The sequence below is a fragment of the Agromyces salentinus genome (genome assembly GCF_009749395.1).
Classification (GTDB): domain Bacteria; phylum Actinomycetota; class Actinomycetes; order Actinomycetales; family Microbacteriaceae; genus Agromyces; species Agromyces salentinus.
Map to the genome: position 1 here is coordinate 127,618 of NZ_WBIR01000001.1, position 23,602 is coordinate 151,219.

Below are 23,602 nucleotides of genomic sequence, written 5' to 3' on the forward strand. Positions count from 1 at the left end.
CTGACGATCGCGTCGATCGCAGTCCACCAGCGCGCTACAGGGCGCCAGCTGTCGATGCGGCGAGTCAGCCTGCGCCGCCTGCGATGCACCCCACAACAGCACCACCAATCAAGACCGCACCGGGGTGTTCCAAATGACGGCGCATCACCGATGCGGCCGACGCGAAGCACCGAACGACTCGTCTCACTGCTGCTCTGAGCTCTGACGCCCTGAGCCCGGACGCCGCGCCCGTCGTTCGAGGTGACGGGCGCGGCGGCGCGACGAGTCAGGCGACCGGCGTGCCGAACGCGCTCGCGACCAGCGCGCCGAGCGCCGCGGGGAATGCCTGCGCGGGGTCCATGTCCTCGTCGCCCATCGTGATGCCGGCGGTGAGCACCTTGATCCCGTCGGGGCTGCCGATCATCAGCGCGCCGAACCCGCCCGGGGCGCCACCGTTGTGGTGGATGATCGTTCCCGCTTCCGGAACCAGGTCCTGCACGAAGACGCCGAGGCCGTAGCCGGCGAGCGGCTCGGGTGTGGTCATTTCGTCGAGGAGGCGCGCAGGCAGGATGCGGCCGCCGAGCAGTGTCGAGAAGAAGACGGCGAGGTCGGCGGTCGTCGAGATCATCCCGCCGGAGGCGTGCAGCAGCGACGGTTTCCACCGCGTGACATCGACGATCGTGAAGCCTTCGCCGTCTGCGAAGCGTGCGTATCCGTGCGCGTGGGGGCTCGGGCAGGTCGGGTGAGTCCATCGGCATGAAGGTTCCGGTGAGCCCGAGCGGCGCGAGGATGCCCGCCACTCGTCGCGTCGTTGAGTGGAGAGGAGGGAGCGGGATGCTCCCTACGTGCGGCGCTGCCCGCGGATTACGCAACGTCCGGCAGTGGAAAACGGCTCACGACCCAAGTGGTGGATTTCGTGCTGGACCGTCATAGCGCTCAGTAGTTCTCCGGCGTGGGCAACCTGCTCGACTCGGCACAGAAATCTGCTATTCAGTGTTGCTATCTACCGGTACTCATGCTTACTATGTACCAGTACTCAGCATCACCAAGTACTACACCCCGAGACACCGACGCACCGACCGAATCAGGAGAGTAATCATGGCCACGAACTGGATCGAAGCCCTCACTGGGACCCTTGAGCAGAAGAAGCAGTACAAGCAGTACAAGGCCCGCATTGCCGCACTTCCCGCACCTTACGCCGGCGCCGCCAAGGCACTCGACCGCTACCTCATGTACACGGGCGGCGTCACCGACGGACAGACCCTGATGACGGTGCTCGGCGACTCTGCGAACCTGTGGGAGCGTGGCGCGGCCAACCGCACTCCGGTGCGCGAGCTTGTCGGCGATGACCCCGTCAAGTTCGCGGACTCCCTCGTCGCGGGGTACTCGGGCAAGCAGTGGATCGACAATGAGCGCCGCCGCTTCACCGAGGCGATCGACGCCGCCATCGACAACCGGGCGTGAACGCGCCGAGAAAGAACGGAGAAACGGACATGACCGCCACGCGAACCTCCGAACCGGCGATCCGGGTGAGGGGCATCGAGAAGTCCTTCAAGGACCTGCACGTGCTCCGCGGCGTCGACTTCGACGTGAAGGCGGGAAGCATCTTCGCCCTCCTCGGCTCGAACGGCGCGGGCAAGACCACCGTGGTCCGTATCCTGTCGACGCTGTTGAAGGCCGACGCGGGCACCGCGACGGTCTCCGGGTTCGATGTCGCCGCGAAGCCGAACGACGTCCGCGAGTCGATCAGCCTGACCGGGCAGTTCGCCGCGGTCGACGAGGTGCTGACCGGCCGTGAGAACCTCGTGCTCGTGGCGAAGCTGCGGCATCTGAAGGACCCGGGCGCGATCGCCGACGAGCTGCTCGACCGCTTCTCGCTCACCGAGGCCGGCGGCCGCAAGGCGGGCACGTACTCGGGCGGCATGCGCCGCCGGCTCGACATCTCGATGAGCCTGATCGGCAACCCGCCGATCATCTTCCTCGACGAGCCGACCACTGGACTCGACCCGCAGGCGCGCATCGACGTGTGGCAGACGGTCAAGAAGCTCGCCGAGGGCGGCACGACCGTGCTGCTCACCACGCAGTACCTCGATGAGGCCGAGCAGCTCGCCGACCGCATCGCGATCCTGCACAAGGGCACCATCATCCAGAACGGCACCCTCGCCGAACTCAAGCAGCTCCTCCCGGCCGCCAAGGTCGAGTACGTCGAGAAGCAGCCCTCCCTCGAGGACGTCTTCCTCGCGCTGGTCGGAGAGACCGGCGAGACGGATGCCGCGGCCGAGACCGAAACCGCAGGAAAGGAACTCCGATGACCAGCCACGTCCTCGGCGACACGCGGGTCCTCACGGGCCGGTCGCTGACCCACATCCTCCGCAGTCCCGACACGATCATCACCACCGCGGTCACCCCGATCGCCCTGATGCTCCTGTTCGTGTACGTGCTCGGCGGGGCGATCAACACCGGAACCGACGAGTCGTACATCAACTACATGCTCCCGGGCATCCTGCTGATCACGGTCGCGTCGGGTATCGCGTACACGGCCTACCGCCTGTTCCTCGACATGCAGGGCGGCATCTTCGAGCGGTTCCAGTCGATGCCGATCGCGAGGTCGAGCGTCCTCTGGGCGCACGTGCTCACGTCGCTGGTCGCGAACCTCGTCTCGGTGGCGATCGTCATCGGGGTCGCGTTCATCATGGGGTTCCGCACCGGGGCGTCCGCGGGTGCCTGGCTCGGCGTCGCCGGCATCCTGGCGCTCTTCACCCTGGCCCTGACCTGGCTCGCCGTGGTCGCCGGCCTCTCGGCGAAGACGGTCGACGGCGCGAGCGCGTTCAGCTACCCGCTGATCTTCCTCCCGTTCATCAGCTCGGCGTTCGTGCCCACCGACACGATGCCCGCCCCGGTCGCCTGGTTCGCCGAGAACCAGCCGGTCACCTCGATCGTCGACACCATGCGCGCCCTGTTCGCGCAGGAGCCCGTCGGCGACGAGATCTGGATCGCCCTCGCGTGGCTCGTCGCCATCCTGGTCGGCGCCTACATCTGGTCCGTCGCGATCTACCGCCGCAAGCTCAGCTGAGCGACCAGCCCTTCAAACGAACGATGCCGTCGTCACCTCAGAGTGCGGACGGCATCTTTCGTGTCCTCAGTTAGCGACCTCACGGCGGCTTCGAGGTCGATCATATGCGACCTCCCAGCGCTTGCTTCGTCGTTCCTTCAGGCCCGGGCGCGATCTCATCGGAGCCGTTGACGCCGGCAGTCAGCGCGGCTGCATAGAAGGCGACGGCGTGTCCATACATGGGGAGCGTCGGCGCGAGCGCTTCTAGCGCGACGCGAAGTGCTTCGTCGTGCCTCCCTAGGTCACGGAGGCTGAGTGCGAGAAACGCTTGCGCTGCCGCGCCAACCGCGCCGTCAGGTTCTGCGTGCTGGAGGATAGCTTCCGCTGCTCGTGTGTCGCCGATATTGCGGAGCGAGCTCGCCAGCTGGATCTGGGCTTGGGTCTTCCGAGAGCCACCTAAGCCTGCCGCTAGGGCGGCGCGATACAGCGGAATCGCTTCAGACTCACGTCCGACGAAGTCCTGCGCGGACGCGCGTTCGAACAAGGCTGCGGGATCGCCCGGGTCGCGTTCGGCGGCCAGCGCTTCGACTTCAGCGATGGTCGCTGCCTCGTCCTCCTCATTCGCTGTAGACCAAAACATCGCGACGCGCTCGTCCCAAGAATTGTCCATACCCCTATCCTGATCCGTCCAGGTGGGAATCGCGGCCTACAATCTCCCCGCTCGCGACTCGCCCGCCCGGCAGAGGATCCGCCTACGCGACATCGGCTGTCGCAGGAGCGGACCCTCGAATTCACGACCAAGCAGCGGGTCAGGAACCAGATACTCACCGCCTTTGGCCGATAGGTTCGGAGTCATGGTGGACATCGTCACGTTCGACGCCGCCGACGTGGAACGGTATGCCGGCATCCTCACCGGGGCCGTTGCCGCCGTCGCTGGCGGAGACCTGGTCTCGGCGGCGGCGGCGTTGCAACCGATCGCCGGCGAAGTTTGGATGGGCCGACTCACCGCGGCGGGGAAGGTTGGGAACCGTGAGGCTGTGGCCGGCGTCCGCCCGCGGAATGAGTCGCTTCGAGCGCAAGTGTTCATCCGCGACGGGTTCCGCTGCACGTATTGCGGCGGACGGGCAGTACCGCGTTGCATCCTCGTCGCGGTTCATGACCTATTCCCGGACGCGGTTGGGTACGACGTGCACTACAAGCGAGGGAAGATACACCCGGTGTTCTGGGCGCTCGCGCCAGAAGCCGATCACGTGGTCGCGCACAGCCGTGGTGGGCCGAACGTGCTCGGGAACCTGACTACGCTCCATGCTGCATGCAACACGCGTAAGTCCGATTTGCTGATCGACGACATGCCACCTGTCGGGTTCGCCCGGGCGGGTGACGACTGGGACGGCCTCACATCCTTCTATCCGGCCCTCGTGGCGGCGGGCGCGGGAGTCACCCGTCCCGCCTATCACCGCGAGTGGGTGCGCCGGTACGCGAGGCTGATGACGTAGGCGGGTCCCTGGGTGAGGCGCGAGCAAGACTTGGCCCCTATTCAGACGTTGCGCGGCAGATCTGGGTTCGACCTGAACTCGTCACTGAGCTCCAGGATCAACGCGGCGTGGTCGGTTGCTCTTTCTGCGAGCGGTGTCTGGTCGTAGAAAGCGTTCAGCACGTCGTCGAGAAGGGAGGGATGGACGTAGACATGGTCTACCCGGAACCCGTTGCCCGCGGTGCTGAACCAGGAGTACTCCCGTTCGTCAGGATGCGAAAGCCGCCAGGGGTCGACGTAGCCAGTCGCTTCGAGCGCGGCGAGTCGATCGGCGCCGTCGAACCCGGCTCCTGCCGGGGATTTGTCCAAGGTGTTCGTGCCTGTGTTCCAGTCGCCTATCAACACCCCTGCATTGAGATGGCCGCTGGCGGCCGCCGAGATGACGGCATCCCAGTAGGGCAGCTTGAGCTTCCTTTGGGGGAGGTAGACCCCGACGAGGCTCAACCCATTTGTTGCCACCGCCCATAGCCGATGCGAATCCAAGTCGGGATCTAAGTCCTGAGCCAACGACCATGAGCGGTCGATCACCGAACGCGAGGCTATAGCGATCCCATTGGACGAGCCCGGTGGCAGTGAGGTCGTTGTCTGATATCCGAGCGAATGCAGCCCGTCGATGAGAGCTACGCCAGGAGTTCGGAACTCGGTGAGCACGAGGACGTCTGCGTCGATCCTCGCGATCTGCTCGAGCAGCGAACGGACGCACGGTCCGCCACCGTGCCGTAAGTTCAGGGTCGCGATCCGCATTCACTCGATTCCTTCCTCATGGAGGAGAGCGGTCATCACTCAGGTGCGAGCCTAGTCAGGCGATCCGCGGCAAGCTCGGGGGCGCAGTCATCACCCCAGCTGCGCAGTTGCCCGCAGGCGGATCGGCTTTCGGCTCACTCTCACTCTTCGATTCGGCCCAGCTTGGCTGCGGCGGTGAGCACATGCCGGGGCGATCGGCCTGCGCAAACACGTCTCGATAAACGAGATCCTCGTGCGGCCCACGCATCAAGTGCACGCCTGGAATGCCTCCCGTCGAGCGACATGAAGGCTCGCGTGGGGCGCCGCAGCGGTGCCCAACAGTTAGGGAAGCATCCCGCCCAGGCCCCCGGAGGCAAGATCCACCATGCGGATCTTCGCGCAGCGCGCACACTCCTCATACGGAGCGACATCCGGTTCACGATGCACCACCCACCGATGCACGCCGAGCCGGCACCTGAACGGCGTCCGACCCATAATTACACCCTCAATCTGGGAACCGTGAATCTGAGGCGAAGGCTACTCCACCCGCACACGGACAGCCACCGACCCCAATGGATCACCGCGGATCGCGATGGACCGCGAGCACGAGCCACCCGATGACGAGTTGCGAACAGACAAGAGGAAAGAAGGGGGCGAGAGCTGCATCCGGCCGTCAAACGCTGCCGGCGCCGGGGCCGGCCTGTTCCCGCTTCTCCTGTTCGATCCGCGCCTGCTCTTGGGCAGTGCGCTCAGCGGCGGGATCCTCCGAGGGGGCGCGGGAGCGTCCCGCGTTCCTGACCAGCAATACGACGATCGCAGCGAGTATCACGAGCCCGACGATCCACAACAGCGGATCCATGACGCACCTCCTCGTGCCCGACGCCGTCGACGTCGACGATCCATACACTATCCCCGACACGTCGGTGCCGCTATGAACTCCTCCGGGTACGGTTCCGGCTCGACCGGGACCGCACCTCGCCGGCTTACCTCTGGGCCCGCCCGATACCTGCAAGCAGGTCGGGCGCGTGTGCCGTCGGTGCACGGACGCTCGTGAGCGGATCCACCGTCGGATGACCGCAAGCGGATCCTGTCGCAATCCTGCGCCGCCCGCGCCCGATCGGAGTACGATGTGCATCGTCTCCCCTGACGACGCGGACGGGAGGGGATCACATGACTGGGAAAACGTGGCGGTGCCGTCTGGGCATGCACAAGTGGGTCGTGCATCATCAGGAAGAGACCGGAGCGCGGTTCTTCGAGTGCGCTCGATGCGGGAAGGATCGCTCGCCCGACGGCCAGCTCCCGCCTATCGGCATGTGATCCGAGGCAACCGCCAGATTCAGCGGTAACCGATCATGTCTTCATCGCCCATTGCGTTGACGGGGCGGCTCTCGTCGTAGCCTCAGTGTCGAGCCGCGGACCCTGCTCGCCTTCCTCATCGCGGTTGCCAAGCATCGTCCACGGACTGCGAGGATTCGCCTCGAAATACTCGAGCCGCGACCCGGCACGATGCGTCAGAGCTCATTGCCTCAAGGGTCGGCAGACGGCCGCAAGCGGATCCAGATGCGGGCACCGACGAGTGCTCAACCCAGGATGGTGACTGATCCGCCCGCGACCTGCCAGCGTCCGTCGATGATGCGCCAGTCGCGGGTCCATCGCAGGCTGACGTCGACCCATCGGCCGTCATTCCACACCGTTGCCGCGGCAGTCGTCTCGGTGGCGCCGGCCCTCGCGACCTCGGTCGTGCGCCGGTGGGTCTCCTGGATGCTCGCGAAGCGGGTTGCGCCGCTCCGATGCGCCTCCAGGTCGGCCGCTTTACCGATCACCTTCCCGTCTGGACCGGCGAACACGAGGTCGTCGACGTCGCTGGCCCGCATGGCCGCCTGGATCGCATCTTCGGCCTGGTCGAGCGTGCGTCCGGCGTCGTCCCGTGTTGACATGGCCCCACGCTACGACGTCTTCCCCCTCCCGCGCCCGCTGCCGGATCGGCGGGCCGCCGTGTCCTGCCTGCCAGTACGCTCACGTCATGGACAATGCCACGCGCGAAGCACTAGGCGATGTGGCTGCGCTTGCCTTGCTGGTTCTACGAGGGCTGCTGCTCTGGATCCTCATCCCGCTGGGCTTCGTGCTGTGGCTGGTCATCTTTGGCTGGAGTGCACGCGTCGGCCTCGGCACCTTTCTCGGATGGCTAGACCTAAATCTCACCGCAGCCCTACAACGGGCGCTGGGCCTGCCGGTACGCGGGAAGGGCTCGAAGAGGAGCGCCGAGTTCGTTCCGATGCGCCTCATGCAGTCCGTGAAGCACCGCATCCACATCGTCCGTGACCCGTTCTAGGCCCGAACAGCGCGAGCCGGCGACGACACCGTCGGGCGCCCTCTCGGTGGGGGTTCGGTCGAGTTGTGTTCAGCCTGCGATAAGTCGGCGACCCGCGTCGATTATCAGCCCAACGGACAGGACCACCAAGAATCCGGAAACCAGCGCAAAGGTCCCGGTCGTCGAACTCCGAGCGCTCGTCTCGCCGACGCGGCGCGGCAGTCTCTCGAGTCGTTCCTGAGTCTCGCGCGCGCGTGTTGCGCGCGTGAAGAAGAGCCACAGCCCGAGTGCGACGCCCGCAAATCCGGCGAAGAGTTCAATGAACGTGTTGATCGGTTCCAAACGGTTCAGCTCCGCACCTTGGTGTGAACAGTGAGTCGTCCGGTGCAGCAGAGCCCCGCGAAGCGAGCCGGACGCATGAGCGAGCCTCTCACGCCACCTGCCGCAGGGCTAGCCGTAAGCCGATCCGCTATTGCGGCCCGGCTGCTCCGAGTACGGTTAGCGGACCTTCGTCGGCGGTGGGAGGCTCGAAGTGGTCGAAATACTCGGCAGCGAGGTCCACAGCGAGTGCATAGTCGTCCGCGTGCTCATGGCCGCGTGCTTGCATCCGTTCAAGCGCAATTGCTCGTGGGGTCGCGAGATAGATGGTCTCCGGTACCACTCCGAGTGGTCGCAGCAGGTCACGATACGCGAGGCGGGATCGTCTTGACCAGAACGAGAAGTCGAGGACGACATCGGCACCGGCTTCGACCAGTGCGACGAGGCGGTCTCGCAGTTCTCGCTCGATCTCCTCGTGCACGTCGGTCGGAAGAGGCATCACGTGGATCCCACGTCGCCAGGCTTCCCGGTCGAACGAGAGTCGGGTCATGCCCTTCGCTTCGAGTTCTCTGGCGACGGTCGATTTTCCGGATCCCGCCGGCCCGCACATCAGAACGACCCTGCTCACCGTCCCGACTCTAGCTCCCCGACCGAAAGCGGATCGTTCCACGGGCGTCCGGGCAATCAAGGCACTGGCGCTGCGGCGCCGGAGCGCACTCTCACCTCCGCAACAGTGGAGAGGCGATCGAGTATGCCTCTGCAGTGCAAGCACGCAGCGAAATGCGCGCCGTCGCGGGCCCGCACGGTCCTCGTTCATGCAGGGCGTCTTGACGGTGGCGGCTGCAAGACGAGGATGGCGACCGCCGTGATGACGAGCGCGGCAGCGACCACTGTCTGCGCGGTGAGTGTTTCGCCAAGGATCGCCCAGCCGAGGGCAACGGCAACGAGCGGGTTCACGAACGCATAGGTTCCAACGAGGCGGGATGATGCGTGTGCGAGGAGCCAGGTGTATGCGCTGTACGCGAGCAGGCTTCCGAAGACGATGAGGTACGCCACGGCGATCCACGATGATGCCGTGATCTCCGCGAGGTCTACACGGGAGAGCTCTCCGCTGACCGACCCGATCAGAACGAGGACGAGTCCTGCGGCGATCATCTGGATGGCGCTGCCGAGCAATGGTTGCGCGGGTTGTGTCGCATGCCTGCTGTAGATCGATCCGAGGCCCCAACTCAGAGCGCCGGCGAGAGTGGCCAGCATAGGAATCAGGGCGGGTACTGCGCCGTCGAAGGGGTCGACCAAGACCACGACACCTGCAACTCCCGTGGCGAGGCCGATGACAACGGGGGTGGTGATGCGTTCTCGATCGAAGACGGCCGCGCCGACGACGATCCAGATCGGGATCGTCGCGAGCAGGAGCGCCGCAAGACCGGACGAGATGTACTGCTCCGCCCAGCTGACGACACCCGTGCCGGCCGCGGGAAGCAGGAGGCCGATGATGATGCCGGAGCGCCACTGACGAGGCGTCGGCGGCGTCCAGCCGCGCTGCGGATGTCGTCGGCGCTGCAGCGCGCACCAGGCATACAGCAACGCCCCGGCGATCAGGAACCGCACGCCGCTCATGAGCAGCGGAGGGATTGCCGCGATCGCGACCTTGATCGCAACGTAGGTCGAACCCCACACCAGGTAGACGACTGCGAGCGCCGCGACCAACCGCACACGGTCGGACAGTCCGAACTTGCTAGCCACGATGCATCCGCCCGCCCAGTCTTGCCGTAGGACCGGATTTCTGGATCCCGACCGCGGTGTTCTGCTGTGCCGTGAACGCCTCTCCGGCCGGGACGGAGCGGTCACCGAGGAGCGCGAACATGATCCGGCCACGCGCGGGGTCCCCGAGTGCCCCCGACGTGTCCGATGGGCGTTTGGACGGATCTCGCGATGAAGCAGTAGTCGGCGACTCGATGGTGCAACTCCTCCGCTAGCTGGGCGTCACTCTCGGCTGTGATGGCGACGGTGGGGTGGAGAGTGACGTTGTCGAACTGACCGGCGCCGTTGAATTCTTCGATCATGAGGCCGGTTGGATGGTCTTCGTACGCCACGTAGTTATGGTCGGTCATGGTCGGTCTCCTTGTGGAGTGTGACGAGCGCGTCTCGTGTGGCGAGGATGTGCGTGTTGGCGGCGTCACGCCAGGCATCCGCATCCCCTCACGGACGCCGTCGAGCATGACGCGGTGCTCATGGTCGCATCATCGACTCGCTGCACGGTTCTTCGATAAGCCGGCTGCGCGTTCATTCGGAAAGGCCCTGCGTACAGGTGGCTTGTGATGCGACTTGCCCTTTCAGTCCCTCCATGACGGGCGGTGCCGGTTCGTTGGATTCGACCGGAGCCGGAGCCGCGGGCACCGTCGTGGCGGGCGATTCGGGCACCGGCTCGGGCGCCGGCTCGGGTGCTGGCTCGGCAGGCGCTGGGGCGACTCCGGAGCCGAGCGAGTCGCTGCCGAGGGTGAAGGGTTGGTCGGACACGATCGCGGCGATGAGTTGTTCGGCGTGGTCTGCGAGCGGAACGACTTTTCCCGGGAACTCCGCGTCGCCGGTTGTTCCGGGGTATTGCACGAAGACGATCTGGTCGAGTGGGATGTCTTTCATCGACATCGCGAGCGAGGCCATGGTGATGGGGTTGGCCAACGAGGTCGAGAGCACCATGTGGTCGACAGCGACGCGGGCCAATCCGATGACCTTTGCCGGATCCGTCAGCGTCGCTTCGGACTGGACCCGCCGGATCAGCGAGGACAGGAAGGCCTGTTGGTTGGAGATGCGTGCGAGGTCGCTTCCATCACCGATGCCGTGTCTGGTGCGCAGGAACGCCAGCGCCGCGTGACCCTGAAGCGAGCTCGTCCCGGCAGGCAGGATCAGACCCGCCTCAGGGTCATCGATCGGTTCCGTCAAGCACACCTCAACGCCCCCCACTGCATCGCTCATCGCGATGACGCCGCTGAAAGCCACCGACGCCGCGTACTCGAAGGGTTCGCCGGTGAGCGACGAGATGGTTTGGGCGACGCACCCGAGCCCGCCGCGACCGTAGGCATCGTTCAGGGGCTGTGCTGACATCGCATCGAAGGTTTCGCCGGTCGCTGGGTCGACGCACTCGGGATGCGGAACGATCAGGTCGCGAGGAAAGCTGACGGCGGTTGCGCGGGAGTGGTCGTCGCTGACGTGGAGCCATATGTTGACGTCGTTGAGCGTTGCGCCTCCCCGGTCACCGTACGCGTCACCCTGGTCGGCGGAATTGTCGGCGCCGACGACCAACATGTCGAAGCCGCCATCGACGCTCCCCAGACCCACCGACGGGAGGCTTTCCGTTGAGGTGCCGATGTCGACGGCGTTCGACGACACCGACCCCAATGACTCAGCGGCGAAATAGAGGGCAACCGCGGTCGTCGCGACGGAACAGCACGCCAGCGCAGCTCCGCTGAGCTTGAACAGAGCTCGAGTTGTCGACGATCGAGGCTTGAGCTTGCCATGCCGGACGGAGTCGCCGTCTTTGACGTCGATGGTCCTTCGGTGCTTGATGACCTGTGAGAGGGTCATCGCGTGGCCCTGTCCGAGCTCCTCGGCGCCGATTCGGTCGGCCGCCCGCAGGCGTGTGGCGGCATTGCTTGACGCGTCCCTTCCGTAGGTGACTTTCCGGCGGCTCCTACGACCGACGGGTGCGACAGCTCGTCAGTCAGTCAGGCAGATGCCCGTTCGATCATCGTTCTGAAGCGGTTGAGGTTCTCCTCCATGCCGCGAGCGAAGAGCCGCGGAGCCAGCGAGCCGGCGAACCGGGCAGGGCCGGTCAGCCCTTCCGTGGAGATCTGCCCGTGCAGCGCGATCGTGGTGCCCGCATCCGAGGGGGTGAGTGTGTAGCGGTAGCTGAACGGTGTCGGCCCCTCCACGCTGGTCAGAGTGAATACGCGATCCGGCTCCAGTTCGGTCACGTCGACGATGTTGATGACCGGCCCGCCGGGAAGGTTTCGGTGGATACGGAAGCGAGAGCCGCGCGAGATCGGCGGTGCAGTGAGCTCCGTGACGACGGTAACCGCGGAGTACCACTCGGGCATCCGGGTCACGTCGGAAAGTGCAGCGAAGACGTGACGGACCGAGCCGTTGACGTCGCACTGAATGTCGAATGATCCCATCAGCGCGGCACGCCTGGCGTCAGGGCCGGAGGTTCCGCGAGGGCTGACTCAGTGAACGACCAAACCCCTTCGAGCGCGACGAGGTCGGCTGCAGCGATGACCCGGTGGAGTCGCTGCTCTGTTTGTTCGATGGTTTCTTGGCTCACGCTCACCATGAGGTTCTCCTCGTCTTCTGACGTGCTTGGTCTGCTGCCTGCACGAGTGCGTCTCGTGTGGCGGGATGCTGACTGGCTAGCGTCGCGCGCCGTGCTCGGAGGGTGAGCGTGGCCGGCCGGTCGTGCCGGTCGGCCACGCCTTGCCGGTCAGGCGCGGGCGCGCCAGACCGGGCTGTCGACGTAGTGGTTGTCGAAGCGGTCGGAGGTCGCCTGCAGTTCGGGCAGCGTGATCTCGCCGAGGTGGAACTGCTGCAGCATCCGGTAGTAGGCGAAGCGCTCCTGGCCCGGGGTGTAGATCGCGAGCATGTCGGCAGTGCTTCCCGGGGTGGGCGCGAACGCGTGCGCGGTGCCCGAGTCGATGAAGACGAGGTCGCCCGCCGTGAGCGTGTGCACCTCGTCGTCGATGAGCACGTCGAGCGAGCCGTCGATGACGAAGATCGTCTCGGTGGCGTTCTCGTGCCGATGTGCCGGCGCTCCGGGCGAGCCGAGGGCGAGGTGGGCACGGTTGATCGTCGTCGCGCCGGCGGTGTGCTCCCCGTCGGCCAGCAGCGTGATGGAGCTCGTCGGGCCGTCGGCGAGAGTCTCGGCCGTGGCGGCTCGAACGATCGTGTGGGTGGTTGAGGTGTGCATGTGGTGCTGCCTTTCATTCGTGATCTGGATATCGGACGTATTGAAGTGAACGACGCGAACCGAGTAGCCGCGGGGTCCGCCGGATTCCGCGGCGACTCAGGGCCGGGCGAGCGGCCATTCCATGTTGATGAGCCGCTGGAATGTGTCGTAGCCGGCGCGTGCGAACGCGTTCGCCATGGGCACGTTGCCGACATCAGTCGAGGCGCGGATGTGGGGCGCGTCCGCTTCGGCGAGAACGCGTGTGCCCTCGGTGAGGATGCCGTCGATGTAGCCGTTGCCGCGATACTCGGGCAGTACGCCGACGTACGCGATGATGTGGTGGTACGAGTTACGTGCTGGGAAGACGAAGCCAACGGCGCCGCCCGCGCTATCGAGGGCGACTCGCCACCACTGCCGAGGCGTCAGGTATTGCGCGAACTCCTCGTCGAATTGGGTGAGTGCGACCTCGCGCGGTGAGCGGTGGCTCAGCTCACCGCGGCTGTGCGCATCGAGCGTGCCGGTGAGCGCGCGCGTCGTCAGGTCGAGCACCTCGTGCTCATCTTCGAAGGCGCGGAAGCTCAGACGGCGATCCACGGCCGGGATTCGGGTCGTCGGCTCCCACTCCAAGCGCAGCCGTTCGACGACGAATCGGGCGCCGGATGCCTCGAGCAGGGCCATGATCGTCTCGGTCGCGCGGCGCTCGGCCGGGCGATCGCGCCAGTCGGCCGGCAGGTACCGGGCGAACTCGGGTGGAGTCGCCTGGCCCGCGATCACCTCACCGCGGGCGGCGCCGAGCAGGGCAGCTCCGACCGCGCGCTGCTCGTCGTCGGAGAGCGCGTCGTCGAGGTCGAAGATGTCGAACTGCGTGGCATCCGTCGCACCTTTCGGGCTCCAGAGCGCGAGTCGACCGAGCAGGTGGCCCTCGTGAATCGCGAGCCAGGTCCACTCGAGGCGACGGCGCCCCAGCTCGAGATCGTCGGCGATCTCGTCGTTCAGCGCATACGGGATGCGATTGAAGAGCTCGATCTCATGCGTGCCGCCGAGATGGCGGATGTCGAAGGCGATGCTCATGCGTCGGCCGCCGATGCCCCGATCGGTGCCGCGGCATCCGTTCGGATCCTGGAGTACCACTCGACGACGTTGCCGCCCTCGAACGAGCGCACCTCGTCGAGTGCGAACGCGGTTGGGCTGAACTCGGGACCGAAGGCGGGCCGGCCCGCGCCGGCGACCACCGGGTAGCGCTTGATCACGAGCCGGTCGATCTCGTCGAGCAACTGGCCCGCGAGAACGCCGCCGCCCGCGAGGTACATGTCGAACGGCGAGTCCTCCTCCTTCAGGGCCCGCACCGCGGCGATCGGGTCGCTCGCCACCATCGTGACCGCCGGATCGAGCTGTTCGAGACCGCGCGAGACGACGAACTGGCGCAGGTGCGCGTACGGCGAGGTGATGCCGAGCTGGAGCCCTGGTTCGTAGGTGCGGCGACCCATGACGATGGTGTCGAAGCGCGTGAGCGGGGCATCCGCGATGCCGAGCTGTGCCCGTGCGTGGCTGGGCAGGGCATCGCCGTAGTCGCCGACCATCCAAGCCATGTAGTCGTCGGAGCCGGGGAAGAAGTCGACCTCGTCGTCGGGGCCGGCGATGAAGCCGTCGATGGAGAGGGAGATGTAGTACGTGAGGTTTCGCATGGGTCCTTCGTGTCGGAGCGGGATTCAACCACTATACCCATAGTGGTTTGGGCGTCAAGAGCGTGGGGTTCGTGATGGCGAGGAACGTCGAGCGACGGCACCGGCTGCTGGATGCGGCGGTCGAGGTGATCGCGGTCGAGGGCGGGCGCGGGCTCACCTTTGGCGCGGTCGACCGGGAGGCGGCCGTTCCTTCCGGCACGCATCCAACTACTTCGCGTCGCGGGACCAGCTGCTGGCCGAGCTCGCCGAGCACGTCTTCGTCCGGCTCGCGCCCGATCGCGCCGCGCCGCGGTGGGTTTGACTCACGCTGCCAGAGTCATCGGGTGCTATGAACTCGCGACTTGACCTGGAGCGCGCTCCAGAAAAGAGACTGACGTCATGACCACACCAAAGATGGCACTCGGGACGATGTACTTCGGCACCACAGTGGATGAACGGGCCGCGTTCTCGATCCTCGATCGGTACGCCGACCTGGGCGGATCGTTCATCGACACGTCGGACAACTACAGCTTCTGGACCTCCGAGACCGGCTTCGGTGGCCAGAGCGAGGCGCTGCTGGGCCGCTGGCTGGCGTCAAACCCCGGAGTCCGCGTCCGCCTCAGTACCAAGGTCGGCGCGCAGCCCACCCGGCTCGGCGGATTTCCCGACCACGTCGAGGGGCTGCGCGAGGACGCCGTGCGCGAAGCCATGGCGAAGAGCCTGGACCGGCTGGGCGTTGACGGCGTGGACCTGTATTGGGCGCATGTCGAGGACCCGACCGTTCCCGTGCAGGCCCTGGTCGAGACGTTCGGCGGCCTGGTCAGCGAAGGCCTGACCTCTCGCTGGGGCGTGTCCAACCACCCGTCCTGGCTACTCGAACGGATCCGCGCCACCGCCGAACACGCCGGCCTCCCGCAACCGAGCGCCTACCAGGAGCGCTACTCCTACATTCAGCCCGCGGGGGGCATGGACGTGGCCGGCCAGCCGATCCCGCTCGGGATGCTGGCACCGGACGGCCTCGACTTCCTGCAACGCAACCCTTCGTTCGACGGGTGGGTCTACACGGCCACCCTCCAGGGCCGGTACGACCGCAAGGACCGCCCACTCGAGATCGAGTACCAACATCCCGGCACCGAACGCCGGCTCGCAGCGCTCGCACGGGTCGCCGATTCGCGCGGACTCCAACCCGGCCAGGTCGTGCTCGCATGGTTGGCCTCCGGAAGCCCGGCGTTGACGCCGATCGTCGGCGTCAGCAGTGTCGAACAGGTCGAGCAGGCTGTCGAAGGAGCATCCACCGTTCTCACCCACGACGAGCTGTCGGCGCTGGACACCGCATAGGGGACGCCGGCCCAGCGCCGGTTCCGCAGCCGGGTCACGCCATGGCATCGCCCATCCGACGGAGTTCCCCGCGGTACCAGGCTGCCTTCTCCTCAACTCGCGCGAGGAACACCTCGAACTCGGCGATCCGCGTACGAATGGAGACTGCGTGCGTCTCAAGCAAGGCGAGCCGCTCCGGCATCGTGGTGTCGTTGCGGCTCAACTCGCCATACTGACGCAGCTGCTCGATCGACATGCCGGTGTCCCGCAGGCAACGCAGGAACCCGAGCATCCAGAGGTCGGATTCGCTGTATACGCGCCGGCCACTGGCGTTGCGCTCGATGCGCGGCAGGATGCCTTCTCGCTCGTAGTACCGCAGCGTATCGATGCTGAACCCGGACTGCGCGACTGCCTCCGCCGGCGTGTAGGTCGTCATCACCAGACCCTAACAGCCTGCCTGGAGCGGCTCCAGGCAGGCATCGTCGGTCCGGACCAAAAAAATGGAGAGAGCGAGGCCGGCCTTCGGGTCCTCTACGTCGCACAGACTCGAGGGACCACGAGAGGCCTCAGCCCGGAACCCGGTCGAGGAAGCCGAGCACCTGGTCGATGCGTCCAGCATCGTCGGTCGTGACGACGTCGAATCCGATGACCACAGGTTCAGCGTTGGCCGGCCCGAGCCCCCACTGGAACCGGACCTGACGGTGGTGCGCGTCGGGTTCACCGACGAGCGAGAAGACGAAGCCAGGGAACTGTCCCCGCACGGCCGCGATCGTGGCCCCGACCGCGTCGCGGCCTACAGCTTCGGCGAGGGGATCGATGTACGAAGCGGTTTCAGCCCAGTGCTCACCGAGCAATTGCGAGCGGGTTGCATCATCGCCAGCATTCCAGGTGGCGAGATAGCTTTCGAGAACGGTGTTCATCGGGCGTTCCTTCCGGTGAGTTGCACGGCCTCGTGCCGCGGCGTTGAAGCCCATCGTCCGCGTTCGCAGGGCTGCAAGTCGATTACCTCCGACGTCATCGGCATGAAGCACGAGCGTCGCTAGAGTCGGGAACCATGACCGCCACACAGGACGCCGACATCGGAAGCCTGCTCCGCGGGTGGCGAGAGCGCCGCCGACTCAGCCAGCTCGACCTGGCGTCACGAGCAGAGGTCTCCACACGGCACCTCAGCTTCGTCGAAACCGGGAAATCCAACCCCACCCGCGAGATGATCCACCGGCTCGCGACGCACCTCGACGTACCGCTGCGGGAGCGAAATCACTTGCTGCTGTCGGCGGGCTTTGCCCCGCAGCATCCCGAACGTCGTCTCGACGCACCTGAGCTTCTCGCGGTGAGCGCGGCGCTGGGTCAAATCCTCGACGCGCATCTGCCGAACCCCGCCCTCGTGCTCGACCGGTGGTGGGACGTAATCGATCGCAATTCGGCCACCGACCTCCTGCTCGAGGGTTGTTCCGCTCACCTGCTCGACCCCCCGGTCAATGCCGTGCGGCTTTCTCTGCATCCCGAGGGACTCGCTCCACGCATCCGCAACCTCGGCCAATGGCGCTCGCATCTCATCGGTCAGGTCACGGCTCGAGCTCAGCGCACGGGCGACGCGCGTCTTCGCGCTCTCGCCGACGAAGTGACTGCGTACCCGGGCGACGCGGCCGGTACGCCCGGCGCCGGCGATGTCGTGGTCCCACTCAACCTCACTACGCAACGAGGCGACCTGAGCTTCTTCAGCATCTCGGCCGCAGTCGAATCGGCCCTCGACGTGACCGTCGACGAACTTCGTATCGAGACCTTCTACCCGGCCGACGAAGCGACCACCCGACACCTCAACCGGGAGGGCACCGGGAGAACGTAGCGGCGGCGGGGCGCGCGTTCTTTCCATGACCGTTTGCAGGCCGGCACGCACGTCGATAGTGACGGCCCAGGGCGGCCCACCTGTCGCACCGGCTTCGGCGTCTGAGCGCCGTTGAGCTCAAGTTCGACGGATGGAGCCTTCCTCGCAGAAAAAGTGACCGAGTCCTCAAGGCATCTCTTCCATCCGCGACCTGCCCGTGAGCGGATCCACCCGCCGGCAGGCAGCCAATGTGATGGTCGGGTACGCCGCTGCCGCTCGGGCGAGCTCGTGGCAGACTCTGAAGGACTTCGCATCGATGAGGATGCCCATCTGATCTCGCGAAGGAAAGTTCATGATCTCGTTGGCTGCCGCTTCCGGTATCGCGCTCGTCGAGCTGGGGTTGGCGCTCACCCCAGGCCCGAACATGATGTACCTCGTCTCGCGCAGCATCAGTCAAGGGTGGCGTGCAGGCATGACCTCCCTCGCTGGTACCGCGCTCGGATTCGTCGTCTACATGGCAATGGCGAATCTCGGGCTCGCGGCGGTGTTCTTCGTGGTCCCGTGGCTGTTCATCGCGCTGAAGGTCGTGGGCGCCCTCTACCTTCTCTGGCTGGCCTACAAGACCCTCCGCCCCGGCGGCAGGTCACTGTTCGAGACGAGTGCGCTTCCTCGAGACTCCACGGGCAAGCTCTTCCGCATGGGGCTGGTCACGAACCTGCTCAATCCCAAGGTCGCGATCCTGTATCTGGCGCTGATCCCGCAGTTCATCGATCCGGGTGCCGGGAGCGTGGTCGCCCAGGGGTTCCAACTCGGCGCGATACAGATCTTGGTCGGCGTGACGGTGAATGCGGCAATCATCCTCGCTGCAGGGTCAATCGCGGTCTTCCTTCAGGGCAAGCCCGCGTGGATGCGTTGGCAGAAGTGGGCCACCGGCACGCTCCTCGGCGCCATCGGGATCAAGCTGGCGATCGACGCGCCCACGCCCGCGGCATCCAGCTAGCGGCACCGAGAAGGGCAAAGGCGACGGCTACTGGAGATCTGCCCGCAGACCTATCCATCAGTGCGATGCGCTCCCGTTCGACAACTGGGGCGTGAATCGCAGCACGTTCGTGTCCCTGCCGACGAACCCGACCGCTTCGTAGAGCCGCAGTGTTGACTCGCGCGAGGGGCGTGACGTGAGATCGAGTGTCCGGAGTTCGCGCTCCGTCGCGAGTTCCCTCAGCGGCTCGAGCAGCAGTCGCGCGATGCCCCTGCCTCGCATCGATTCGTCGACCACGACGTCTTCGACGTGCCCGCGCCAACCGGTGGGTAGCGGCAGGGTGACCGACTGTCAGCGTGCCGCATGATCATCCGTCGGCGGGCTGGGGCTCGTGAGCGATGTCCCTAGCCCGAAACAGCAACACGGCGAAGACGAGGAAGATGCCGGCGCCGATCCATCCGCTGACTGCGCCGAGGTTGGGCAGCAAGAACAGGGTGATCGCGCCGAGCGCAACGAGCGCACCTGCAAGAACTGCGAACAACGTCATGCCGTAGAGCGAGATGAACACAAGGTAATGCGCGCCGACGATGATGAGCGAGGCCGGGAAGAAGAGGAGCGGCTCGTACGTGCCGAGCACGATCGCAACGAGGAGTCCGAGCGGCACGGTGAACGCGGATTGCATCGCCAAAGCGGCAGAGGGATGACCCTTCGGGAGCGCAACGGGGCCACCTATGAACTTCAGGACGAGCGCTGCCGACGGGAAGATCAACATGCCACCGAAGAACAGCACAGCCATGCCGGCGGCAGGTGAAACCCAGGAGAAGACCGCAGCCGCGACGGCCCAGATGATCGAGGAGACGAGCGGCCCAGAGAAGCCGCCACGGTAGGTACGCCTCACGTCGGCTTGGGCTTGCAGAACGTCCACGTCGGTCCTCATCCATTCGGGCCGAGTCACCTACGGCAGATGCGTCAACGCTCATCAGAACGCGCCCGACCAATCATGGCGTAATGCCGCGCCGCCGCTCTCGCGGTCATGGGCCGCACCTCCTGCATGGATCGGTATCCGGGCGTGTCGCTGGGCCGATGATGTCGCGGGAAGGGCGGCAATGTCAGGCTGGAAGGCGGCGCTCCTACGTCACACGGCGGACAGCACACTGAGAGCGGCCAGGACCACCCATGCCAGGTAGGCGAGGAGGCAGAACCTGTCCGGCCATCCGATTCGGATCTGAGGCGAGCCGCCCTGCCCGTGGGCTGGGGCTACGGCGATGAGGAACCACACCAGGCCGGCGAACGGAACAACGGAGGCGATCGCCAGTGTCCAGCCGAGCGCGGTCGCCACCCCGACCCCCGCGAGCAGCGCGGCAGGGGGGAAGCCGGCGAGCAACACTGCGCCGAGCATCGTGTGCGCCTTGCCCACGGAGGTGGCCTGAGCGCGCGGAGTCATGATCGGATCGGCGTCGATGAACGCGGCACCGAGCGCGCCGATCGCGACGGCGGCCAGGCTGATGGTCCACGCGCCGCCGAACGGCCACAACGCGACACCCGTCGCAGCAAGGCAGATGGCCATCGTGACGAAGGCGACGCGCATCACCCACCCGTATCGCCCCAGGGAGTATTCGCTGATCATCCGCCAGGAAGGGTCGTATTCGGGCTTGAGTACGTGAAGGAGCGCGATCAGCCCCGCCGTGATCCCGCCCGCGACGAGCGCCGTCACAGATGCGATGGCAGCGACACTCAACCGGCCTTACCTCCAGCGACCACGGACATCCTCCTGCTCGGCACTCTATCCGCGAAGAGCTCGCGGCTCCGGGGCGCAAGTGCGGGTTGAAGCACCCGGCATGGTGCCACTTGGCGGCGGCAGGAGGCCCCACATTTGTTGGGGCCGACACAATCGAGAGCGCCTCTCAATCTTGGCGGAGGGGTCCCTCGCAGTCTTGACCGACCATGCGTGAACCTGGTGGCGCGACCTGAGGTCGTCGAACACCTCATCGGGAACGGCATCGCGAATGCATGCACGACGTCTCTGCCCATTCGTACCGGGCCATCAGCGCAGCGGCTGGAGGTCGCCCAGTTGCAGGATTGCTTCGTTGGCTGCGACGGCACGTTGCCGGGCGATCCGAGCGGACCCGAATCCGCTATCTCTCGGTCAACCAGGCTCGGATGACCGCGATGACCGCGCGGCTTCTCTCGGCGAGCTCACTGGTGGCCGGCAAAGCAAGACTGGCTCGAATGTTGGAGTGCCATGCGAGCAGCCCCTCGGGATCGCCCGCGAACGACGGAGCGGCGTCTTTGTCTTCAGCGCGCTGGGTGCCGAAGTGAAGAATGAGCCGTACTGGTCCTTTGCCTGCGGCGTTGATCGTGAGCCGGTCCATGCCGTGCAGCGTGTAATTGGGCGAGTTCCACTTGATGATCTCGATGAGTGCGGGTTCAGCCTCCCGTATGAGCGAACGCATGGATTCGACATCGGCGCGGCGCTCTGGTGTCTGCGCAGCGAGGAACTCGTCGACGGTGACGAACGCAGCAGGCATGCCGCGATGCTAGCGCCGTCTTACGAGTACGCGGCGAAGGCTCCGCTGGCGAAGCGGTTCCTTCCTTCGAACGTGACGTTCACGACCGCGAATGCGAGCAGCGCCAGCGCCAGCGCCAGTACGCCAGTACGCCAGTACGCCAGTACGCCAGTACGCCAGTACGCCAGTAGCGGCAGTACGCCAAGCACAGCCGTGACTCTTGTGCTCGTCGACGCGGACCTCGGAGCGAGGCACTCGGGGCCCGAACTCACCTCGGGGTGGACGGCGATCATGCCTGCGTCCTTCCAGGATGTGATCGGTACTCGTGAAGCGGGCGCTCCGACGCCGACGGGCCCGCCGTCTCGACCGGCTCCCCACTCGGGACCGGTGCGGCGGAAGCTCGGCGAGAGTTCCGGCGGGCCGACTGCACGATCGCGATGACCGCCACCACGCCGACGAGCAAGAACCCGGACACCGGCGCCGTTCCGACACCGATGAGCGCGATCAGCAGCAGCCCGATACTGACCGACCATGGCATTCGCCCGACGTGCTCGAGAGCAGTGATCGCGAAGCCCGCCACCAAGCCGAAGAACCCGGTCATCAAGAACCAGAGCGCTACTTCGAGGTCGCTCGTGATGGCTCCGAACCAGCCACTGGCCAACGCCTCGGCCAACGCCGGGGCCGAAGCAACGACTCCCACCGCGGTGTGCAGTACGCAAACGATGACAAGCGCCGGTCCCGCGATCGCTCGTCCCTTCTTGACTCCTGGTCTCGTCATGCAGGTCAGTCTGGGCGTCGGCGACGCCTTGGCGCCTCATCCGCTCGGACGACCCTCGCGAAAGACGCTCAGCCGCCGCTCGCGTTCCGACGAAAAGTCCCTCGCAGAACGCGCCCCGACGGATCACCTCGTAATCGCGGTTGACGTGCCGCGGCTGATTGGGAATAGTTAGCCATATGCCTAACTATTCTGCCGAGGTGGACGCGGTGCTTCGCGCACTCGCGGATCCCACTCGGCGGACGGTCGTCGAGCGGCTCGCGAAGTCACCGGCGGTCGTGTCCGACCTCCTGGCCCTGTTCTCGATGACCTTGCCGTCCCTGCTCCAGCACCTGCGGATCCTCGAGGACGCCCGCGTGATCTCCTCGAGCAAGCAGGGACGCGTTCGCACCGTGAACCTGCGACCGGGCGCGCTCGACGTCCTCCATCTCTGGCTCGGCGAGCAACGGACATCCGCCGAACGCCAGGCCGATCGCCTCGGCATCCACCTGACCCGCGCAATCAAGGAGACCTAGCATGACCCGAGTTCGCATCGACCTGTTCTCGTCGCTCGACGGTTTCACCGCCGCCCCCGATCCCTCGGCCGACAATCCGATGGGCGCGGATTGGGGGCCGCTCACCGCGGCATACGCGGCCACGCGCACCTTCCGTCAGAAGGTGTTCGGCGACCTGAGCGGCGCGGGAACGACCGGCGTCGACGAGTCGTATGCCTCGGCGTTCTTCACCGGAGTGGGGGCCGAGATCATGGGCGCGGCCATGTTCGGCCTGCACGCGTATCCCGACGACCCGGATTGGAAGGGGTGGTGGGGCGACCGGCCGCCGTTCGGCTGCCCGGTCTACGTGCTCACGAACTCCGCCCCCCGCCCGTCGATCGAGATGGACGGCGGCACGACCTTCCATTTCCGCAGCGGATCGATCGAGGACGTGCTCGCCGAGGCGGCCACCGCCGCCGGCGGGCTCGACGTCCGGGTCGGGGGCGGCGTTCGCACCGCACGCGAGTTCCTGGGTGCCGGCCTCGTCGACGACCTGCACGTCGGCATCGCGCCGATCGTGCTCGACCGGGGCAACCGCGTGTGGGAGGACCTCCGGGGCCTCGAGCACACCCACCGGGTGACGACGGAGGTCGCCGAGAGCGGCACGATCCATGTCACGTTCACGCGATAGGGCGCGCCGATGACGATCGAGCGCCGACTCGCGCATGCCGGGTTCACGCTGTCGCGCGACTATCCCGTTCCCGTGGAGAAGGTCTGGCAGGCCTTCGCCGACGAGCAGCAGAAGCGCACTTGGTTCGGCGACGCTGACACGTTCGAGTCCCGCGAGTGGGCGTTCGACTTCCGGGTCGGCGGACGCGACGTCGACGAGGCGAAGTTCCACGACGGGCCACTGTCGCGGTACGAGGCCGTCTACACCGACATCGTCGAGCACGTGCGCATCGTCACCACCTACGACATGTGGCTCGACGGCGCACACATGTCGACATCCGTCGCGTCCTTCGAATTCGAGCAGGTTCCCGAGGGCACCCGGTTCACGCATGCCGAGCACGGGGTCTTCCTCGACGAGTTCTGGGCCGACGGCGCGGGCCGCGAAGAGGGCACGCGAGGCATCCTCGAAGCCCTCGGCAGGCACCTCCGTTAGCAACACGCCCGCCGGTACTCACGCAGGCCCGACGTACCGAGAGG

Annotated in this window: 31 protein-coding genes and 1 pseudogene; 11 read left to right on the plus strand and 21 right to left on the minus strand. The window is 66.2% G+C overall.

The window, feature by feature from the left end; genetic code table 11:
• Window positions 1-265 precede the first annotated feature (265 nt).
• Window positions 266-715 (minus strand): annotated as a pseudogene (locus GQQ95_RS00525) (serine hydrolase); the annotation flags it as partial.
• A 362-nt stretch (window positions 716-1,077) separates the two neighbouring features.
• On the opposite strand from GQQ95_RS00525, the gene GQQ95_RS00530 reads away from it, so the two are divergent.
• Genes GQQ95_RS00530 through GQQ95_RS00540 form a run of 3 tightly spaced genes read left to right on the plus strand, consistent with a single transcriptional unit; the run spans window position 1,078 to window position 3,052 of the window.
• Window positions 1,078-1,443, plus strand: a complete 366-nt coding sequence (locus tag GQQ95_RS00530; RefSeq protein ID WP_157425684.1) for a DUF1048 domain-containing protein — start codon at window positions 1,078-1,080, stop codon at window positions 1,441-1,443.
• Window positions 1,444-1,472: 29 nt separating this feature from the next.
• Window positions 1,473-2,291 (plus strand): ABC transporter ATP-binding protein, encoded by an 819-nt coding sequence (locus tag GQQ95_RS00535; protein ID WP_157425685.1) that lies wholly within the window; start codon window positions 1,473-1,475, stop codon window positions 2,289-2,291.
• Complete coding sequence (locus GQQ95_RS00540; RefSeq protein WP_157425686.1) at window positions 2,288-3,052, plus strand: ABC transporter permease; 765 nt, start codon at window positions 2,288-2,290, stop codon at window positions 3,050-3,052. Before GQQ95_RS00535 ends, GQQ95_RS00540 begins: the two co-directional genes overlap by 4 nt.
• Before the next feature lie 100 nt (window positions 3,053-3,152).
• Here GQQ95_RS00540 and GQQ95_RS00545 read toward each other — a convergent pair whose 3' ends face one another.
• The gene (locus GQQ95_RS00545; protein ID WP_157425687.1) at window positions 3,153-3,701 is read right to left on the minus strand and encodes a tetratricopeptide repeat protein; all 549 of its coding nucleotides are present in this window, start codon (window positions 3,699-3,701) and stop codon (window positions 3,153-3,155) included.
• A 184-nt stretch (window positions 3,702-3,885) separates the two neighbouring features.
• On the opposite strand from GQQ95_RS00545, the gene GQQ95_RS00550 reads away from it, so the two are divergent.
• Window positions 3,886-4,527 carry an HNH endonuclease gene (locus GQQ95_RS00550; protein WP_157425688.1) on the plus strand — a complete coding sequence of 214 codons (642 nt, stop codon included), beginning with the start codon at window positions 3,886-3,888 and terminating at the stop codon, window positions 4,525-4,527.
• A gap of 41 nt (window positions 4,528-4,568) precedes the next feature.
• On the opposite strand, the gene GQQ95_RS00555 is transcribed toward GQQ95_RS00550, so the two are convergent.
• The 3 genes from GQQ95_RS00555 to GQQ95_RS00565 all read right to left on the minus strand — a co-directional run bounded on the left by GQQ95_RS00555 (window position 4,569) and on the right by GQQ95_RS00565 (window position 7,225).
• Window positions 4,569-5,309 carry an endonuclease/exonuclease/phosphatase family protein gene (locus GQQ95_RS00555; protein ID WP_157425689.1) on the minus strand — a complete coding sequence of 247 codons (741 nt, stop codon included), beginning with the start codon at window positions 5,307-5,309 and terminating at the stop codon, window positions 4,569-4,571.
• A 652-nt stretch (window positions 5,310-5,961) separates the two neighbouring features.
• Window positions 5,962-6,147 (minus strand): hypothetical protein, encoded by a 186-nt coding sequence (locus tag GQQ95_RS00560; protein WP_157425690.1) that lies wholly within the window; start codon window positions 6,145-6,147, stop codon window positions 5,962-5,964.
• A gap of 721 nt (window positions 6,148-6,868) precedes the next feature.
• On the minus strand, window positions 6,869-7,225 hold the full coding sequence (locus GQQ95_RS00565) for a nuclear transport factor 2 family protein (RefSeq protein ID WP_157425691.1): 357 nt from the start codon (window positions 7,223-7,225) through the stop codon (window positions 6,869-6,871).
• An 86-nt stretch (window positions 7,226-7,311) separates the two neighbouring features.
• On the opposite strand from GQQ95_RS00565, the gene GQQ95_RS00570 reads away from it, so the two are divergent.
• Window positions 7,312-7,620, plus strand: coding sequence for a hypothetical protein (locus tag GQQ95_RS00570; RefSeq protein ID WP_157425692.1), 309 nt, complete (start codon window positions 7,312-7,314; stop codon window positions 7,618-7,620).
• Between the two features lie 448 nt (window positions 7,621-8,068).
• Here the strand turns inward: GQQ95_RS00570 and GQQ95_RS00575 are convergent, their stop codons facing one another.
• The 8 genes from GQQ95_RS00575 to GQQ95_RS00610 all read right to left on the minus strand — a co-directional run bounded on the left by GQQ95_RS00575 (window position 8,069) and on the right by GQQ95_RS00610 (window position 14,541).
• Window positions 8,069-8,545, minus strand: coding sequence for a P-loop nucleotide/nucleoside kinase family protein (locus tag GQQ95_RS00575; RefSeq protein ID WP_246205118.1), 477 nt, complete (start codon window positions 8,543-8,545; stop codon window positions 8,069-8,071).
• A 185-nt stretch (window positions 8,546-8,730) separates the two neighbouring features.
• Window positions 8,731-9,663 (minus strand): EamA family transporter, encoded by a 933-nt coding sequence (locus GQQ95_RS00580; protein ID WP_157425693.1) that lies wholly within the window; start codon window positions 9,661-9,663, stop codon window positions 8,731-8,733.
• 540 nt (window positions 9,664-10,203) lie between these two features.
• The gene (locus GQQ95_RS00585) at window positions 10,204-11,502 is read right to left on the minus strand and encodes an LCP family protein (protein WP_157425694.1); all 1,299 of its coding nucleotides are present in this window, start codon (window positions 11,500-11,502) and stop codon (window positions 10,204-10,206) included.
• Between the two features lie 140 nt (window positions 11,503-11,642).
• On the minus strand, window positions 11,643-12,092 hold the full coding sequence (locus tag GQQ95_RS00590; RefSeq protein WP_157425695.1) for an SRPBCC family protein: 450 nt from the start codon (window positions 12,090-12,092) through the stop codon (window positions 11,643-11,645).
• Window positions 12,092-12,247, minus strand: a complete 156-nt coding sequence (locus tag GQQ95_RS00595; RefSeq protein WP_157425696.1) for a DUF6196 family protein — start codon at window positions 12,245-12,247, stop codon at window positions 12,092-12,094. The genes GQQ95_RS00590 and GQQ95_RS00595 overlap by 1 nt, the downstream gene beginning before the upstream one ends.
• A gap of 147 nt (window positions 12,248-12,394) precedes the next feature.
• The gene (locus GQQ95_RS00600; RefSeq protein WP_157425697.1) at window positions 12,395-12,877 is read right to left on the minus strand and encodes a cupin domain-containing protein; all 483 of its coding nucleotides are present in this window, start codon (window positions 12,875-12,877) and stop codon (window positions 12,395-12,397) included.
• 96 nt (window positions 12,878-12,973) lie between these two features.
• The gene (locus GQQ95_RS00605) at window positions 12,974-13,927 is read right to left on the minus strand and encodes a GNAT family N-acetyltransferase (RefSeq protein ID WP_157425698.1); all 954 of its coding nucleotides are present in this window, start codon (window positions 13,925-13,927) and stop codon (window positions 12,974-12,976) included.
• Window positions 13,924-14,541, minus strand: a complete 618-nt coding sequence (locus GQQ95_RS00610; protein WP_157425699.1) for a dihydrofolate reductase family protein — start codon at window positions 14,539-14,541, stop codon at window positions 13,924-13,926. The genes GQQ95_RS00605 and GQQ95_RS00610 overlap by 4 nt, the downstream gene beginning before the upstream one ends.
• A gap of 378 nt (window positions 14,542-14,919) precedes the next feature.
• Between GQQ95_RS00610 and GQQ95_RS00615 the strand changes: the two genes are divergently transcribed.
• Window positions 14,920-15,858 carry an aldo/keto reductase gene (locus GQQ95_RS00615; protein ID WP_157425700.1) on the plus strand — a complete coding sequence of 313 codons (939 nt, stop codon included), beginning with the start codon at window positions 14,920-14,922 and terminating at the stop codon, window positions 15,856-15,858.
• 34 nt (window positions 15,859-15,892) lie between these two features.
• On the opposite strand, the gene GQQ95_RS00620 is transcribed toward GQQ95_RS00615, so the two are convergent.
• Window positions 15,893-16,273: a MerR family transcriptional regulator gene (locus tag GQQ95_RS00620; protein WP_157425701.1), complete on the minus strand. Its 381-nt coding sequence runs from the start codon at window positions 16,271-16,273 to the stop codon at window positions 15,893-15,895.
• 130 nt (window positions 16,274-16,403) lie between these two features.
• On the minus strand, window positions 16,404-16,757 hold the full coding sequence (locus GQQ95_RS00625; protein WP_157425702.1) for a nuclear transport factor 2 family protein: 354 nt from the start codon (window positions 16,755-16,757) through the stop codon (window positions 16,404-16,406).
• 134 nt (window positions 16,758-16,891) lie between these two features.
• On the opposite strand from GQQ95_RS00625, the gene GQQ95_RS00630 reads away from it, so the two are divergent.
• Together GQQ95_RS00630 and GQQ95_RS00635 are read left to right on the plus strand one after the other, a co-directional pair.
• Entirely contained in the window at window positions 16,892-17,683 is a 792-nt protein-coding gene (locus tag GQQ95_RS00630; protein ID WP_157425703.1) for a helix-turn-helix domain-containing protein, read from the plus strand.
• Between the two features lie 331 nt (window positions 17,684-18,014).
• On the plus strand, window positions 18,015-18,662 hold the full coding sequence (locus GQQ95_RS00635; RefSeq protein WP_157425704.1) for a LysE family translocator: 648 nt from the start codon (window positions 18,015-18,017) through the stop codon (window positions 18,660-18,662).
• Between the two features lie 57 nt (window positions 18,663-18,719).
• Here the strand turns inward: GQQ95_RS00635 and GQQ95_RS00640 are convergent, their stop codons facing one another.
• The 6 genes from GQQ95_RS00640 to GQQ95_RS00665 all read right to left on the minus strand — a co-directional run bounded on the left by GQQ95_RS00640 (window position 18,720) and on the right by GQQ95_RS00665 (window position 21,926).
• Window positions 18,720-18,980 (minus strand): GNAT family N-acetyltransferase, encoded by a 261-nt coding sequence (locus tag GQQ95_RS00640; protein ID WP_157426110.1) that lies wholly within the window; start codon window positions 18,978-18,980, stop codon window positions 18,720-18,722.
• A 28-nt stretch (window positions 18,981-19,008) separates the two neighbouring features.
• Entirely contained in the window at window positions 19,009-19,566 is a 558-nt protein-coding gene (locus tag GQQ95_RS00645; protein ID WP_157425705.1) for a DUF7010 family protein, read from the minus strand.
• A 210-nt stretch (window positions 19,567-19,776) separates the two neighbouring features.
• On the minus strand, window positions 19,777-20,355 hold the full coding sequence (locus GQQ95_RS00650) for a DUF998 domain-containing protein (protein ID WP_170296916.1): 579 nt from the start codon (window positions 20,353-20,355) through the stop codon (window positions 19,777-19,779).
• Between the two features lie 421 nt (window positions 20,356-20,776).
• Window positions 20,777-21,169, minus strand: coding sequence for a DUF1801 domain-containing protein (locus GQQ95_RS00655; protein WP_157425707.1), 393 nt, complete (start codon window positions 21,167-21,169; stop codon window positions 20,777-20,779).
• A 20-nt stretch (window positions 21,170-21,189) separates the two neighbouring features.
• The gene (locus tag GQQ95_RS00660; RefSeq protein ID WP_157425708.1) at window positions 21,190-21,441 is read right to left on the minus strand and encodes a hypothetical protein; all 252 of its coding nucleotides are present in this window, start codon (window positions 21,439-21,441) and stop codon (window positions 21,190-21,192) included.
• Complete coding sequence (locus GQQ95_RS00665; RefSeq protein WP_157425709.1) at window positions 21,438-21,926, minus strand: DUF6463 family protein; 489 nt, start codon at window positions 21,924-21,926, stop codon at window positions 21,438-21,440. Before GQQ95_RS00665 ends, GQQ95_RS00660 begins: the two co-directional genes overlap by 4 nt.
• 176 nt (window positions 21,927-22,102) lie before the next feature.
• Here GQQ95_RS00665 and GQQ95_RS00670 point away from each other — a divergent pair, with 176 nt between their 5' ends.
• From GQQ95_RS00670 to GQQ95_RS00680, 3 genes are read left to right on the plus strand one after another with little or no spacing between them, the layout of a single operon-like run.
• Window positions 22,103-22,438, plus strand: a complete 336-nt coding sequence (locus GQQ95_RS00670) for an ArsR/SmtB family transcription factor (protein ID WP_157425710.1) — start codon at window positions 22,103-22,105, stop codon at window positions 22,436-22,438.
• A 1-nt stretch (window position 22,439) separates the two neighbouring features.
• Window positions 22,440-23,087, plus strand: a complete 648-nt coding sequence (locus tag GQQ95_RS00675; RefSeq protein WP_157425711.1) for a dihydrofolate reductase family protein — start codon at window positions 22,440-22,442, stop codon at window positions 23,085-23,087.
• A gap of 9 nt (window positions 23,088-23,096) precedes the next feature.
• Entirely contained in the window at window positions 23,097-23,558 is a 462-nt protein-coding gene (locus GQQ95_RS00680; RefSeq protein WP_157425712.1) for an SRPBCC domain-containing protein, read from the plus strand.
• Window positions 23,559-23,602: the final 44 nt, after the last annotated feature.